The sequence below is a fragment of the Bradyrhizobium sp. AZCC 2262 genome, assembly GCF_036924535.1.
Classification (GTDB): Bacteria; Pseudomonadota; Alphaproteobacteria; order Rhizobiales; family Xanthobacteraceae; genus Bradyrhizobium.
Genome location: NZ_JAZHRT010000001.1, coordinates 6,234,700 through 6,249,038 on the forward strand (window position 1 = coordinate 6,234,700; position 14,339 = coordinate 6,249,038).

Below are 14,339 nucleotides of genomic sequence, written 5' to 3' on the forward strand. Positions count from 1 at the left end.
CGCCCATGCAGATTACAGCCGCAGTCGTCCGCGAGCCGGGCGCAAACTTCACCCTGGAGGCTGTCGAGCTCGACGAGCCGCGGGCTGACGAGATTCTAGTGCGCATCGCCGCGGTTGGCGTCTGCCACACCGACCTCGTGGCGCGGGATGGCGTCATGCCCTTCTCCATGCCGGCTGTGCTGGGCCACGAGGGCGCCGGGACCGTAGAGAAGGTCGGTTCGGCGGTGACCAAGATCGCGCCAGGCGACCGCGTGGCCATCATCTTCCGATCATGCGGATCGTGCGACCGCTGCGGGAGCGGCGATCCAGCCTATTGCTACACCATGCCGATACTCAACTATATCGGCATGAGGCCTGACGGCTCAACGGCGATCCGTCATGGCGACATCGCCATCTCGTATAACTTCTTCGGCCAGTCGTCCTTCGCCAGCCATACGCTGGCCTACGAACGCAATGTCCTGAAGCTCCCGGACGACATCCCCTTCGAGATCGCCGCACCCCTGGGCTGCGGCGTCCAGACCGGCGCGGGCGGGGTGATGCTGGCCCTCGCCTGCCCCCGGAACTCCTCAATCCTGATCACCGGCGGCGGGACTGTTGGGCTGTCGGCGGTGATGGGAGCAGCGATCCAAGGCTGCCGGACCATCATCGTGGTGGAGCCACATGCGGCGCGGCGTGTCCTGGCACAACAATTGGGTGCCACGCACCTGATCGCCCCGAACGAATGTCCGGACCTCGCCGCGGCGGTGCGAGCCATCCTGCCAAACGGGGTGGACTATGCCTTCGACACTACCGGCCAGCCTGAGATCCTCACCGCCGCGATGGGCGCGCTGGCGCCCAAGGGTGTGCTCGGCATCGTCGGGATTCCGCCGGTAGGCACACCCATGCCGGGCCAACTTGGGGTCGTGCTCCAATTGGGTCAGACCGTGCGGGGGATCATCGAGGGCGATAGCGACCCGGAGTTCTTCCTGCCGATACTGATCGATCACTGGCGCGCCGGCCGGCTGCCATTAGAGATGCTGATCCACGCCTTTCCCTTTGACCAGATCAACCACGCCATCTTGGCGCAGCACCAAGGCGACTGCGTCAAAGTGGTACTGACCTTGCCATCCGCCTGAGCAAACTTAATCACGATCGCCGGTTCTGCCGTCGGACCAGTAACGGAAGCCCTATGCTCAACAAGCTCGACGACTTCCCGATCCACCAGACACCAGAGCCGATTGCTGTTCCCGTGACCAGCGACCGCAATGTCTACGATCGGACATGGTTTAATGGCTACTCCAGCGACGGCTCCTACTATTTCGGAGTCGGAATGGCGATCTATCCGCATCGCGGGATCCTCGACTGCGCCTTCAGCGTCGTGCAGCCGGGCGGGCGACAGCACTGCTTCTACGGCTCGCGCCGCGCCCCGCTCGAGCGCACCGACATGCAGGTCGGTCCCTTCCGTCTACAGGTAATCGAGCCGATGCGCCGAGCCCGGGTGGTGCTGGAGGACAACGCCAGCGGCATCTCCTGCGACCTGACCTTCTCTGCCCGCACGGCGGCGATCCGGGAAGCCCGCCAGACCCTGTGGAGGGGCGCGCGGCGCGTGATGGACGCCACCCGCTTCGACCAGTTCGGCCGCTGGAGCGGCGTGGTGCACCATCCGGACGGGGAGATCAAGGTCGATGAAGCGGTCTGCCACGGGACCAAGGACCGCTCCTGGGGCGTGCGCAGCGTCGGCGAGCGCGAGGTCGGCGGTGCGCCGGCTGCACCGCCGAGCGTGTTCTTCCTCTGGGCGCCGCTGGTGTGGGACGACCACATTTCCCACGCCATCTTCTTCGATGGTCCGCGCGGCGAGGCCTTGATCAGGGAAGGCATCGTTGCGCCTCTCTATCCGGCCGAAGCCGACGTGCCCGGCGTTGAGGACGGGAAGGACCAGCGCATGGCGACAGCGCGTCATCGGGTGAACTATGTCCCCGGCACGCGGCTGGCGCGGTCCGCCGAGATCGACTTGATTGATCACGACGGCAAGACACGTACGATCGCCCTCGAACCAATCCTGAAGTTCCAGATGAAGGGCCTTGGCTACGGCCATCCCCAATGGGGACAGGGGATGTGGAAGGGCGAGTTGGAGATCGGTGGGGAGTCATTCGATCCGCAACAGCTTGACCCACTCGCGCCGGAGCATCTTCACGTCCAGCAGGTTGTCCGCGCCAGCGATGGACAGCGCACCGGCGTCGGTGTGCTCGAGCAGATCTGTCTCGGTCCCTATGAGCCGTCCCGGTTCACCGGCCTCTTCGACGGAGCAAAAGATTAGAGACCAGCAACTTCTTGTATCGATATTTCGATACGCATCGAGAAACTTCCCCCATGGCGTGCTGTCGCCGGACCATTCGCGATCCCACCGATAAAATCTCACATACTCATCGAAATGTGCGCAACCCAGGTCCGCTTCGGTTTCAAACTGCGAAATACTCAAACGGAGCTTAGTTCCCGACAACGGACATTTGCCCGGATTCCTGGGATGGTTTGGCGCCCGCCTACAGCGGCCGACCCAGCGTCATTCTGCAGAGAAGAAGCCTCAAGGCGCGCGCCCATTTGGCGAGAGAGCAAGGCTCCTCATGGAGCTACGTGCCGGTGCCAAATTCGTTTAGTCAGGAGTCATTCTCCAGGGATACCTAGATGTTGGGATTCCACGGCATCAGGACTTCGCGATAACCGTTCGCGGTCTTTTCTACATGGGCGAGAGCGGGGAATGGGTAATGGAAGCCCTGAACCAGCATCTTTTCGGCCACGAGCATGTCGTAGACCTTTCGGCGCGTGGCTTCGGCCATGACCGGGTCTTGATCAATCGATGCATGCCAACCAGGATTAGCGACGAACAGCACCGGAATATGCGCCACGTCCCCCTGAATAAATACGCTGCTGGCGCCGGAGGACAGAACGAACGACGTATGCCCAACGGAGTGCCCGGGCGTAGCAATGGCGGTTAGCCCGGCCAAGACCTCCTTGCCTTCCTCGTAAGGCGTGACCTTGCCGCCAAGCGCGCCAAAAACCCGGCGGCTGTTCTTGAACAAGCCCTCGATCCGGCCCTTCGGCGCCCGGCTCATCTCGCCCTCGTCCATCCAGAATTTCCATTCAGCGGCCGGCACGAAGATCTCCGCATGCGGGAATGCCGGCTTGCCATCCGCCGCAACCAGGCCATCGACATGATCGATATGGAAGTGAGAGATCACGACGGCATCGATATTCGAGCGTTCAAGACCCGCGGCCTTCAGGTTCGTCGCGAATTGCCCGACTGTGCCTTTGCTTCGCTCAAACGCCGCATCGCCGAGACCGGTGTCGATCAGGATCAGCTTCGACCCCGTGTTCACGACGATGGGCGAGAATGGAACGGACAGGGCATCGGTCGCGCGATGGGCAGCCGCAAGCGCCGCCTTGACCTGCTCCGTTGTCGCGTTTGAAACGAAGTTCTCGACCGGGAATGCCAGCGCACCATCAGTGATGACAGTGACCTCGAAGTCGCCGACCTTGTAGCGATAGAAGCCGGGAGCCTGCTTCGCCGCGATGGGCGCGGCCGCGTGAACCGTCGTTTCATGCGACAGGGCTGTACCTGCCGTTATCATCGCAGCGCCGCCATACAACACTCCACGACGGGTCACGAGATTTGATGTTTTTTCGGCGCAATTGTACATAGCCAAAGCCTCATGGTTGAAATAGGAGGGCCGATCGGTTCCGATCTTCTCCATATGCGGACAATTCCTAGAACGGTCAACATGTCTCAAAGGTGCCAACAACCGAATTGGCCAACGAAAAATAGATCAGCCTGCGTCGCCGTGGCCATGCTACCTACTCCCGCTTAAATCAACGGAATGATGAAGTCGACTGGGCTTAAAGTGTTGGCGAGTTGTCACGGTAACAAGTGCCGTCGAGCATTCCAGAATAATACGCGGGCAAGCTCGAAATCCCTATGCGCAATGCGTGGGCTAGTTCCCCAACTTCGCGGGATGACATACTCAAGGGCTGCGGCCACTGGACTCAACAGGAGCAGTCGACGGAAGTGTCGCGATCTCTGCTCAGGTGGCTGGGCAGTCTGCATCCTTAATTGCAGCACGCCAATCGCAGCAATCCGGCCCGATCATCGAATGCAAAGAGCAGACGGGTTAGTGCTGCCGTCCCTGCTTCCGAGGTTTGCCCCGATCTCCTGCGCCCCGTCGCGAGGCTGGCTTGATGATACCCGGATCGAAGGCGAACGAAGGTGACAGCGGAGATTGGGATTGAGGTCGCGATTACTCGTCGGAAGGTGGCGTTGAAACGATAGCTCAGAAAGCTCACTCTGACCCTTTGACAGGATTCGTCCTTATCTCCTTAGGTCCCGCTGAGCGGACGAAATGACGAAGGCGATCCTTCAGGTCGAAAAGTTCTGTCAAAGGCACGTTTAGAAAGCAGTAAAACTCACCCAACATCTGCTCAGTTCGCTTCCGAAGGGAAACCCCCTTCGGTGTTAGATCGACAAGTACGCGACGCTCGTCGGTGGCCTGCCGTCGTCGAGTAACGAGTCCCTTGGCCTCGAGCCGTTTAAGCATAGGCGAAAGCGTGCCAAGATCCATTCGTAGAACGGTGGCCAGATCTCCGACGCCTTGCGGGCCACGCTCCCAAAGCACGACCAGAACCAGATATTGGGGATAGGTCACGCCGAGCTTTTGGAGGTACGGGACGAACAGTCGTGTCATGTGATTGCTGGCGGCGTACAGCGCGAAGCAAAGGTGGCCGTCGAGCCCCGGCATTTCCACCGGCGCAATGGTGCTTTTAGCGTTCAGGCTTTTTCTTCTAAGTTCGCGTTGCATACCACCGACTTCCGGGATAGCTGCCAACAACCGCTTGAGAGCATATGGATACGGGCCCATTAGACCGCCGTTTCGTGTATAAAGCATTAGTTGAGCCGAATCGTACAGTTAGCAGTCCCGGCCACGCAAGTCGCGCACAAAAAATCCGCCGGAGCTTCCTCCGGCGGATCATTGTTGTCGCCTGACGCGCGGTTGGCTTACGCCTTCATGTTCGCCTTGACCGCTTCCGCCGTGATCGGCAACGCGCGGACGCGGGCGCCGCAGGCGTTGAAGATGGCGTTGCCGAGTGCGGGCGCGATCACCGTCACCGCCGGCTCGCCGACGCCGGTCGGCTTCTCGCCATTGGCAATGACGTGGACGGCGACTTCCGGCATCTGGCTCATCCGCAACGGTGTGTAGGTATCGAAGTTGGTCTGCTCGATACCGCCATCCTTCAGCGTCGCCTTTTCGAACAACGCAAGCGACATGCCCCACAGCGCCGCACCCTCGACCTGGGCGCGGATGTTGTCGGGATGCACCTGCATGCCGACGTCGGTGGCCACGGTCAGCTTCTTGACCTTGACCTCACCGCTTGATGACACCGCAACATGGGCCACGCACGCGGTCCAGCTTGCGGTCGCCCGTTCCTGCGACGATACGCAGGCCACGCCCATGCCCTCACCTTTCGGCAGTTGCTTGGTGCCGTAACCGGCAAGACCCATCGCCGCGAGCAGGGTGTTGCGCAGACGCTGCGCACCACCATCGTTCTTGCCTTTGCCGTCCAGCAGCGCGATCCGGTATTGCGCGGGATCCTTGCCGGCGGCGTTGGCGAGTTCGTCGATCATGCTTTCGATCGCCCAGAAGGTCCAACCGGGCGCGACCGACCGCAACTGACCCGACGGGGTGGCGTTGTGCGCCATCTCGTTCTTGATCGCACGGACGTTGTGATTGGGCACGGAATAGAAGAAATCCGCCCCGTTCACGGTGAAGGCATCCAGCGGTCCTTTCTTGTCGACCGAAGGCGACAGGAAATCGGGGATGCCCCAGCGCTGCGTCGGCCACGCACTGACCACGTCGTGATTGAGCGCGATCAGTTTGCCATCGGCATCGAGGCCCGCCTTGACCTTCTGGAACGTCAGCGGCCGCGAATAGTCCATGGTCATGTCGTTTTCGCGGGAGTAGATCACCTTGACCGGCTTGCCGACGGCTTTGGCCGCCTGCACCGCCGGTACCATCATGTCGGCGTCGAGACGCCGACCGAAGCCGCCGCCCAGCCACATCTGATGCATCACGACGAATTTGGGATCGACCCCGGCAGCTCCCGCCGCGATCGCGCCGGAGCGTGTCGCAAACTGGTTGCCGGAATAGATGTGCCAAATATCGCCCTTCAGCTCGGCGGTGGCGTTCATCGGCTCGAGCGGCGCGTGGATGTTGATGCTGGTGGTGTATTCCGCCTCCAGCACTTTCGCCGCCGTCCCGAAGGCGGCTGCGGTATCGCCGTCCTTGACGAAGAACTGCCCGGAATCTTCCAGGCCTTGCAGCCGTTTGGCTTCCGCCAGCAGCGACTCGCTCGACAATTTTGCGTTCGGACCGCCGTCATAGCTGATCTTCAGCGCATCGGCCGCCTTGCGGGCGTTGGCATAGGTATTGGCCACCGCCACCACCCAGCCGGTGGTGCTTCCGGTCTTGTCGTCGAGCGTGACGGCCTTGATGAAGCCCGGCACCTTCTTTGCCGCTGACTCGTCGACCGCCTTCGCCGTAGCACCAAAGCGCACCGGCGGCGTGACCACCTTGCCGTAGACCATGCCCGGCAGATTGACGTCGATGCCGTATTTGGCTGACCCGTTGGTCTTCGGCGGGATATCGAGCTGCGGCACCGAGACGCCGACCATGGTGTACTGATCGGGCGTTTTCAGTTTGAGCGCCTTGAGTTCATCCGGCGTGAAGGTCTTGGTGATCTTGCCGCTCTTGACGATGTCGGCAAAGCTCATCGACTTCTTCGACTTCGGATGCGAGACCGTGGAATTGCGCACCACGAGTTCGCTGGCCGGCACGCCCATCGATGCGGCTGCGGCTTCCGTCAGCGCGATACGCCCCGCGGCGCCCGCGCGGCTCATCGCGTCGAAGTTCATCATCGTGCTCCAGCTGCCGCCGGTAATCTGCGCGCCGAGCACGGGGTCGTTGAACTTCGGATCGTTGGAAGCGAGCTGCACCCGCATGTCTTTCCAGCTCGAGCCGAGTTCTTCGGACACGATCTGCGCCATGGTCGAGGCAATGTGCTGGCCCATGTCGGCCTTGCCGCACGTTACCGTGACGATGCCGTCGGGTGCGATCGAATACCAGACGCTGGCATCGAAATTCGCCGGTGCTGCGAAGGCCTGGTCGGAGCCCACAAGACCGGGAACGGCGGAGTAGCCGAGCGCGAGGCCCGCGGCGGCGGTGCCGACCAGGAACGAGCGGCGGCTGAGGTCGGCGGGCTCGCCGGAGATTGTTTTCACGTGCGTATTCATGTGGGCCTCCGCTCGGTGCCGGCGTTGGACGCGGTGCGCATGTCGGCGGCGGCGCGCATGATGGCCTTCTGGATTCGGGAATAGGTCATGCAGCGGCACAGATTGCCGTCCATATGCGCAACGACTTCATCCTTGGTCGGATTGGAATTCTTCGACAGCAGCGAAGCCGCCTGCATGATCTGGCCGGACTGGCAGTAGCCGCATTGCGGAACCTGCTCGGCGATCCAGGCCTTCTGCAGCGGATGATCGCCCTTGGCGCTGAGGCCTTCGATGGTGGTGATCTTCTTGCCGACGGCGTCGCTGACCGAGGTCTGGCAGGACCTGACGGCCTCGCCGTTGACGTGAACCGTGCAAGCGCCACACAGGCCGGCGCCGCATCCGAATTTCGTGCCGGTCATCTGCAAGTTTTCGCGGATGACCCAGAGCAGCGGCGTATCATTGGCCGCCTCGACGGACATATTCCGCCCGTTGACGTTCAAGGTGGTCATGTTTCCTCCGAAGGCGGTGTCTATCGGTTAACATGGCCATCCGCCTATCCGGCCATGTCACTCCATCTTCTTGTGGAAATATTTGTCTCTACGAACACACGACTTTCGTGCCCTCCGGCAGTCTCGCAGCTACCGGCCTCGATCGACCAAGCGACAAGCTCAGGAAACCACCTTCAAAATTTTGCGGGGAAGTGCCGGAGACTCCTTCGGTCCTGCCGATTTCACGAAATGATGAAGCCGATCCTTCAGGTCAGTGAGTTCGTCCAAGGGCATGTTCAGAAAGCAGTAAAACTCACCCAACATCTGCTCGGTTCGCTTCCGAAGCGAAGCCCCCTTCGATGTTAGAGCGACAAGCACGCGACGTTCGTCGCTGGGCGGCCGTTGCCGCGTGATCAGCCCCTTGCTCTCAATACGCTTGAGCATCGGGGAAAGAGTGCCGAACTCCATACGCAGCAGTGAGGCGAGGTCTCCCACGCCTTGCGCGCCACGCTCCCAAAGCACGACGAGAACCAGATATTGGGGATAGGTCACGCCGAGCTTTTGAAGGAAGGGCACGAACAGACGTGTCATGTGATTGCTGGCGGCGTAGAGCGCGAAGCAAAGATGGCTGTCGAGCCCTGGCATTTCTACCGGAGCAATCGAGCTTTTTCTTCTTACATAGCGTCCCATATCATTGACTCTTATTATATCGTGTGCAAACTAATAGTGTCTTCTGTAACTGTCAACGACTGTTAAGAAGAAGGCGTGACCTGCCTCCGCCTTTAGGCCGGCAGCTGGTCATCACAAGAAAACAAACTCAAGGGAGAGAAATCATCATGCCTGATATGGATCGCCGTGCATTCGTTGGCGCCGCCGCTGTGGGTGGCGTGGCGGCTGCCGTTCTTGCCGCTTCATCCGCGATGGCGGCGGGGCAGACCGGTTACTTCGTGATCGCCGAAATCGTGTCCAAGAAGGACAAGGCGGACGATCTCCGCGCGCTGCTCGTGCCCTTCGCCGAGAAGTCGGCCAAGGAACCAGGTTGCCTGGTCTACACGCTGATGGAAGTGATCGGCGAGCCAGGGCGTTTCCTGACCTTCGAGCGCTGGACCGACAAGGCTGCCCTCGAAGGCCACATGGTTACCCCGGAGATCAAGGCAATCGTGCCAAAGCTCGAGCCCGTTCTGGCAAAGCCGTTCACTCAGCTTTTCCTCGACGCGCGAACGGGCGGCTAAGCAGAAGGTCTGCTGAATATTACCCAACGGCGGGGGCGCTGCTTCCGCAGCGGCCCGGAACGACACTCGATCGATATCTCGAAGCAAGTATAGCAACGGGGAGGGAAGAATGCGTGGTCTAATCTATGGGTTAGGTGCGGTGGTGGCACTCGCAATTGCTGCTCCGGCGCTTGCCGGCGATCTGACGAGCATTGAAGTCGATCCCAGCGGCAAAGCGATTGCGGTCAAGAAGGAGCCTGGAAAGCTCGCGCCGATACCGGACATTGGCGGCATACCGAACAAGGGTTTCAACTATGGGGCACTCTATCAAGTGCCACCAAACAGCATTGATATCGGCAAAGGCATCAATGTGATGCGCGGGCACGTCGACGCCAACGGCTTGATCGCGCTTCACGAGGGACCAGCGGAACAGACATACGTTCTTTACGTCATCAGCGGCACTGGCAAGATGACCCTGAACGACAAGGATGGCAAAAAGTACGGCGATATCACCTACAAGCCCGATGACGTCATTCTGTTCCAGCCGCATACGTGGCACGGCTGGGTCAATGGCGATACGCCGTTCGAATTCCTCGGCTTCGACATGCAGGCGCCGAAGAAATAGTAACGCCAGCCCATCGGCGCGAGCAAAGATCCAATGGTGGCAACCCCATTGCATGGCTGGGTCAACGGCGACGCGGCGTTTGAATTCTTCGGTTTCGATATGCCGGTATTGCGAAAGTAGGTAGTTGGCAGCTTCCACCGTGCAAAGCGTTTCCTCATCGCCGTCCCTCAAGTGCGGCGGCCGGGATGCCGCTCAAGGGCCCGGGCTCGCCCGGGCCCCACTCTCGCGAAATGCCGGCGAACGAGCGCTCCCGAACAAAGGGGGGCGGACTTCAACAATTAGCCGGAACGGAATGTCCGGCAGACAACCCAGGGAGGGAAACAGATGTCACAGGTCATCCTGCATCACTACCCACTTTCGCCTTACTCGGAAAAGATACGCCTTGCCCTGGGTCTCAAGGGCGTAAGCTGGAACTCAGTCGATATTCCGGTATGGACGCCGCGCCCCAAACTGACGCCGATGACGGGAGGCTACCGGCGAACTCCGATCCTTCAAGTCGGGGCGGAGTTCCACTGCGATACGCTGCACATTCTCCGAGCCATTGAAGAATTGGGCTCTTCGGGATCGCTTTATCCGAAAGGTCAGGAAGGGCTCGCAAAGGCTCTTGGCTGGTGGATCGAGAAAGGCTCCTTCATGAATGCGGTCTGTCTCACGATCGGCAACATGGCAGGGCTGCCTCAAGAACTTGTCGAGGAACGACGTCCGCTCTTCCGGGTCAATCTGGACCCGGAGGCATTACGTCCCAAGCGAGCGCTGTACTTGCAGAGGGTCAACGCACACATTGCATGGCTCGCTGAAGTCCTGGCCGATGGTCGCAAGTTCGTATTCGGGACAGATCCTTCCGCGGCCGACTTATCAGTTTACCACCCGATTTGGTTTGCACGGCAGAATGGTGGCAGCGAGGTAAATGAGCTGATCTCTTTCGCAACCGTGATCGACCCGTGGTACGCGAGAGTTGCGGCCATTGGGCACGGCAAATTCTCCGAAATGACACCCGACCAAGCGATCGAAGTTGCCAAGGCGAATGAACCGAGTGAGCCCGACGAATGGTCGTCAGAGGCGCAGAATGTCGGCCTCCGGCGTGGTGACTGGGTCAGCGTAACTCCCGACGACTATGGCAATCCCGTGTGCGGAAGCATTCTTGCTTGGGCGCCCGATGAGATTGTCATCCGGCATGAAGACCCTTCGGTTGGCAAAGTGAACCTGCGCTTCCCGCGAGTCGGCTTTGATGCGACTCTTGCGGAAAGGCAAGCCGCCTAAGCGCGAAGCGTCGCGAGATTGAACAGGTGCGGATTCGAGATCGGCCCAGGCTCGTTGCAATCTTCGCTCGGGAATGTAGTGGGTAAAATTGTCGCCGGCGCCCTCGAACAGTTTCTGCAGATATCGTTCCGAAATTCCCTCGGCTTGCGAAACGCGCGCCGGCGCGAGTTCGGGATCATCCAGCCGGCGCGAAGGGTGGCCGGTCGAGCGGAAGTTCGCTATGCGCAATCGTGAATTCACCCGCCACATTGATGCTGACCGGATATCTCGGTGCCTCGTCGGAAGACAAGCACACGCGGCTCTATTTCGACCCGTCGGGGATTCGAGTCGGCGGCAGAAACTTGAGTCTCCGACATCGATTGGCGTCGGGCAAGCGACGACGGCTATTGATCGCGGTGCTTCTTGGTCCAGGTTAACCAGCGCTCGCGAATGTAGATCCTCAAAGTGGTTGCTCTACCTTTAAACCGGGCCAGCCCGGTCGCCCGCCAAAACCAATGAAAGTCTAGTCCTTAATCATCACCGTGGCGTGGCTCAGAATAGCGAGTACAAAGCCACGTGCGGGTGATCAAACTGGTCTCCGGCGATAGTCTCCGCAAAACGGGAATATTCGCCATCAAGGCCGGAGACTTTCAGCAAATTGCACAGGATCGGCGAACCAGCAGTCCGGAGACGAAATCGAATGTGCAAAATGCCGGATTTTCCCGGCCATTCTCGCGTTTCTTGGGAAACTTGGCCGAACGCATGAATGCCTGGCCGGGGCGGAAGGCTCGAACCCCCGCCTCTTTAGCGATCAATCGCCGGACGACCGTAGACTCAACGTTTTCGATAGCTGTTTCTACACCAACCCGCGGTTGCGGGCTCGAGTTCTGCCGGCGCGCTCCGAAATGGTGACCACTCTGATCGCGCAGATGTCCGATTTGCTCGCGCCAATATCCAAATCTACGACGAGCGCGTAGTCGACCTGTACCAATAGGTCTGTGCGCGGTATCTCGTTGGTGTGAAGGGTGCAGAAACAAAGGCAAAGCGCAGTCAAGCTCGGCTCTCGACCGAATTTCAGAACGGATCGCACTAGCTTTCCAAACCCTTGCCCCGCCTAGAAGTAATCCGGCGGTCAACTATCGAAAACACGGATTTTCCTTATATTTCAATAGGATATGGCAGAGAGAGTGTCAGTCAATCCCCATTGATGCAAAAGCTATTTTTCATTTCGGCACGTGGGAACCTACGGTCCTGGCTACCAGCCATTGGCCCATCCCAAGCGTCCGCTGCGCCCCAACCCTTTGCGTCATCTGCGTCGAGCTGGACGCAGCCACCGAGCGGGCCATTTCCGCCTGCGGCGGCGACGCTCGCAAGACGGCGAAGGGGCTGATCGTGGCCAACGACTTCTTGGGGCTTCGAAGAAACTGGGGGCGGGTGTATCGAAAGGCTATTCTCGCGGTCGGCCACAGGTCCGCAAGCTCAAGGATGCCTGCGAGGAAGGGCGCTGCTCTTTCTTTTTGTTCTTCCGAATTAGCCCATAGTGACAGCGGAATACTAAGGAAACGGCCGCTTTGCGCCAGAAGAAGTCATTCCACAATTGCTATCTCGTGAATTGGATCTCAGCAGAAGGCAGCGACCTGATGGCGCGCCCAGGGCACAGAAACCGCACCATGGACACCACCCTTCGAGGCAACTTCAGAAGCGACATGGAAAGGCCAAATTATTTTGGTGAATTCGGACGCAACGCGACCATTCCTCCGATCATGTCCCCCGTCCGAATCAAAGAGGGCTGATCGCGGAATTTACGACTTCACTGCGCCAGCCGTCATGCCGTCGATAAAGCGACGTTGCAGCAGCACGAAGACCAATACGACCGGCAGCACGATGATCACCGCTGCAGCAAGCATCTCGCCCCAATCGGTCGAATATTGCCCGGTTAAATTGTAGAATTTCACGATGGCCGTGACATTGGCGTCGTTCTGCAGGAACGTTACGGCGATGACAAATTCATTCCAGGCGTTGAGGCCGACGATGATAGCAACGGTCAGCAGACCCGGCCGCATCATCGGCAGAATGACATAGAAGAATTTCTGCCAGGCCGTCGCGCCGTCCACTTCGGCGGCCTCCTCCAGCGCCTCGGGAATCGAGAGAACGTAGGTGCGCAGCAGGAAGATCGAAAAGGGCGAGAACATCGCCGTGTAGACCACGGCTACGGCCGGGATCGAATTGACCAGACCGAGCTTCGCAAAAATGAAATACAGCGGATAGAGATATAGCTGCACCGGAACAGTGATCGAAGCCATGAAGTAAAAGGTGAGGAAGCGGAATCCTTGTCCCCGCTGGCGCGCCAGCACGTAAGCGCAAGGCGCGGCCGTGAGGCACACCAGGACAATGGTGAGGCCGGCCACCTGGGCGCTGTGCAGCAGGCTCGGGCCGAGCGAGGCGTTCTTCCACGCATTGACGAAATTCTGCCATTGGAACTGACTGGGCAGCGCGAGTGGATTGGTGCTGATCTCGACCGTCGTCTTCAGCGCATTCATCACCGCGAGCACGATCGGCAGCAGCGAGACGAACAACGCGACGCCGATCAACGTCAAGCAAAGCGTCCGGTTCAGGCGGCTGTCCATCATGCGGCGCGCGCGCCCTCGCGAATTTGCAGCCAAAGATACAGCGATGTCGCGCCCAGACCGAACAAACTCATCACGCAAGCTGCGGCAGTCGCCTTGCCGATGTCGTTTGCGAAGAACGCTTGACGGTAAGCGAGCGTCGCCAGTACTTCGCTGCCGTAGGCAGGGCCGCCCTGGGTCACGATGTAGATGAACTCGAAGACCTGGAAAGACCAGATCACCGTTAGGATCATCATCAGCACCAGCGTAGGTCGTATCCCCGGTAACAGGACGTAACGCAAGAGTGCAAAAAAGCCGGCTCCGTCGAGGCGCGCGGCCTCAATCTGATCGATGCTGATCTGCCGCATGGCGGCGAAGTACACTACCGCGAGAAATCCCCACCAATGCCAGATGTCGACCGCGGCAACGGCATAGAGTGATCGATCGGGGTTGGCGAGCGGATCCGAGATGGACAGGCCTAACCCGTTCAGCCAACCCACCAGTCCGGTCGCCGGGCTGAAGATCATGCCCTGGAAGATGCGGCCGGTGATGGCGGCAGCGAGAATCCGCGGCAGAAAAATGATCGATTGCACCACGATGCGGGAATGTGGAACCATCATCAGCGCGGCTGCCATGATCAGCGCCATGCACATCGGTACGATCAGAAAGATCGCGGTCCAGATGAAATTGTTGGTCAGCGCCGACCAGAACACGGGATCATCGAACAGGGCCCGGAAATTCGCCAGTCCCGCCCATACCGGCGTGCCGATGCCGTCCCAAAGGAAGAACGCTCCTGCGAGCGTCAGGAGCGCCGGAATCAGGATAATGCAGACGTTGATGAGCAACGCCGGCAGCGCAAACAGCCACATCGCGCCG

Annotated in this window: 12 protein-coding genes and 1 pseudogene; 5 read left to right on the forward strand and 8 right to left on the reverse strand. The window is 59.9% G+C overall.

The features are described 5' to 3' along the window. Positions 1–5: 5 nt before the first annotated feature. On the forward strand, positions 6–1,115 hold the full coding sequence (locus V1283_RS29195) for an NAD(P)-dependent alcohol dehydrogenase (RefSeq protein ID WP_334390061.1): 1,110 nt from the start codon (positions 6–8) through the stop codon (positions 1,113–1,115). A gap of 53 nt (positions 1,116–1,168) precedes the next feature. Further along, on the forward strand, positions 1,169–2,296 hold the full coding sequence (locus tag V1283_RS29200) for a hypothetical protein (RefSeq protein WP_334390062.1): 1,128 nt from the start codon (positions 1,169–1,171) through the stop codon (positions 2,294–2,296). A gap of 361 nt (positions 2,297–2,657) precedes the next feature. Here V1283_RS29200 and V1283_RS29205 read toward each other — a convergent pair whose 3' ends face one another. The 5 genes from V1283_RS29205 to V1283_RS29225 form a co-directional block, all read right to left on the reverse strand. Next, entirely contained in the window at positions 2,658–3,605 is a 948-nt protein-coding gene (locus tag V1283_RS29205; RefSeq protein ID WP_334390063.1) for an MBL fold metallo-hydrolase, read from the reverse strand. 705 nt (positions 3,606–4,310) lie between these two features. Next, positions 4,311–4,886 (reverse strand): MarR family winged helix-turn-helix transcriptional regulator, encoded by a 576-nt coding sequence (locus tag V1283_RS29210; protein ID WP_334390064.1) that lies wholly within the window; start codon positions 4,884–4,886, stop codon positions 4,311–4,313. 137 nt (positions 4,887–5,023) lie between these two features. Continuing rightward, the gene (locus tag V1283_RS29215) at positions 5,024–7,315 is read right to left on the reverse strand and encodes a xanthine dehydrogenase family protein molybdopterin-binding subunit (RefSeq protein WP_334390065.1); all 2,292 of its coding nucleotides are present in this window, start codon (positions 7,313–7,315) and stop codon (positions 5,024–5,026) included. Continuing rightward, a complete protein-coding gene (locus tag V1283_RS29220; protein ID WP_334390066.1) occupies positions 7,312–7,803 on the reverse strand; it encodes a (2Fe-2S)-binding protein in 492 nt (163 codons plus the stop codon). The genes V1283_RS29215 and V1283_RS29220 overlap by 4 nt, the downstream gene beginning before the upstream one ends. A gap of 159 nt (positions 7,804–7,962) precedes the next feature. Further along, positions 7,963–8,472, reverse strand: coding sequence for a MarR family winged helix-turn-helix transcriptional regulator (locus V1283_RS29225; protein ID WP_334390067.1), 510 nt, complete (start codon positions 8,470–8,472; stop codon positions 7,963–7,965). A gap of 146 nt (positions 8,473–8,618) precedes the next feature. Here V1283_RS29225 and V1283_RS29230 point away from each other — a divergent pair, with 146 nt between their 5' ends. From V1283_RS29230 to V1283_RS29240, 3 genes are all read left to right on the forward strand, one after another. Continuing rightward, entirely contained in the window at positions 8,619–9,014 is a 396-nt protein-coding gene (locus V1283_RS29230) for a putative quinol monooxygenase (RefSeq protein ID WP_334390068.1), read from the forward strand. Positions 9,015–9,123: 109 nt separating this feature from the next. Continuing rightward, complete coding sequence (locus V1283_RS29235) at positions 9,124–9,618, forward strand: cupin domain-containing protein (RefSeq protein WP_334390069.1); 495 nt, start codon at positions 9,124–9,126, stop codon at positions 9,616–9,618. 324 nt (positions 9,619–9,942) lie between these two features. After that, positions 9,943–10,878, forward strand: coding sequence for a glutathione S-transferase family protein (locus V1283_RS29240; RefSeq protein WP_334390070.1), 936 nt, complete (start codon positions 9,943–9,945; stop codon positions 10,876–10,878). Here the strand turns inward: V1283_RS29240 and V1283_RS44815 are convergent. The 3 genes and pseudogenes from V1283_RS44815 to V1283_RS29250 all read right to left on the reverse strand — a co-directional run. Continuing rightward, positions 10,876–11,067, reverse strand: a pseudogene (locus tag V1283_RS44815) (hypothetical protein); the annotation flags it as partial. The gene V1283_RS29240 and the pseudogene V1283_RS44815 sit on opposite strands and share 3 nt — an antisense overlap. Positions 11,068–12,659: 1,592 nt before the next feature. Further along, on the reverse strand, positions 12,660–13,454 hold the full coding sequence (locus tag V1283_RS29245) for a carbohydrate ABC transporter permease (protein WP_334390071.1): 795 nt from the start codon (positions 13,452–13,454) through the stop codon (positions 12,660–12,662). 29 nt (positions 13,455–13,483) lie between these two features. Then, positions 13,484–14,332 carry a carbohydrate ABC transporter permease gene (locus V1283_RS29250; RefSeq protein WP_334390072.1) on the reverse strand — a complete coding sequence of 283 codons (849 nt, stop codon included), beginning with the start codon at positions 14,330–14,332 and terminating at the stop codon, positions 13,484–13,486. Positions 14,333–14,339: the final 7 nt, after the last annotated feature.

Bases quoted from the DNA above. Each gene is read 5' to 3' on its own strand.
- V1283_RS29250 (WP_334390072.1), bottom strand. From the start codon at position 14,332: ATGTGGCTGTTTGCGCTGCCGGCGTTGCTCATCAACGTCTGCATTATC.
- V1283_RS29215 (WP_334390065.1), bottom strand. From the start codon at position 7,315: ATGAATACGCACGTGAAAACAATCTCCGGCGAGCCCGCCGACCTCAGC.
- V1283_RS29200 (WP_334390062.1), top strand. From the start codon at position 1,169: ATGCTCAACAAGCTCGACGACTTCCCGATCCACCAGACACCAGAGCCG.
- V1283_RS29205 (WP_334390063.1), bottom strand. From the start codon at position 3,605: ATGATAACGGCAGGTACAGCCCTGTCGCATGAAACGACGGTTCACGCG.
- V1283_RS29195 (WP_334390061.1), top strand. From the start codon at position 6: ATGCAGATTACAGCCGCAGTCGTCCGCGAGCCGGGCGCAAACTTCACC.
- V1283_RS29240 (WP_334390070.1), top strand. From the start codon at position 9,943: ATGTCACAGGTCATCCTGCATCACTACCCACTTTCGCCTTACTCGGAA.
- V1283_RS29225 (WP_334390067.1), bottom strand. From the start codon at position 8,472: ATGGGACGCTATGTAAGAAGAAAAAGCTCGATTGCTCCGGTAGAAATG.
- V1283_RS29210 (WP_334390064.1), bottom strand. From the start codon at position 4,886: ATGGGCCCGTATCCATATGCTCTCAAGCGGTTGTTGGCAGCTATCCCG.
- V1283_RS29230 (WP_334390068.1), top strand. From the start codon at position 8,619: ATGCCTGATATGGATCGCCGTGCATTCGTTGGCGCCGCCGCTGTGGGT.
- V1283_RS29235 (WP_334390069.1), top strand. From the start codon at position 9,124: ATGCGTGGTCTAATCTATGGGTTAGGTGCGGTGGTGGCACTCGCAATT.
- V1283_RS29220 (WP_334390066.1), bottom strand. From the start codon at position 7,803: ATGACCACCTTGAACGTCAACGGGCGGAATATGTCCGTCGAGGCGGCC.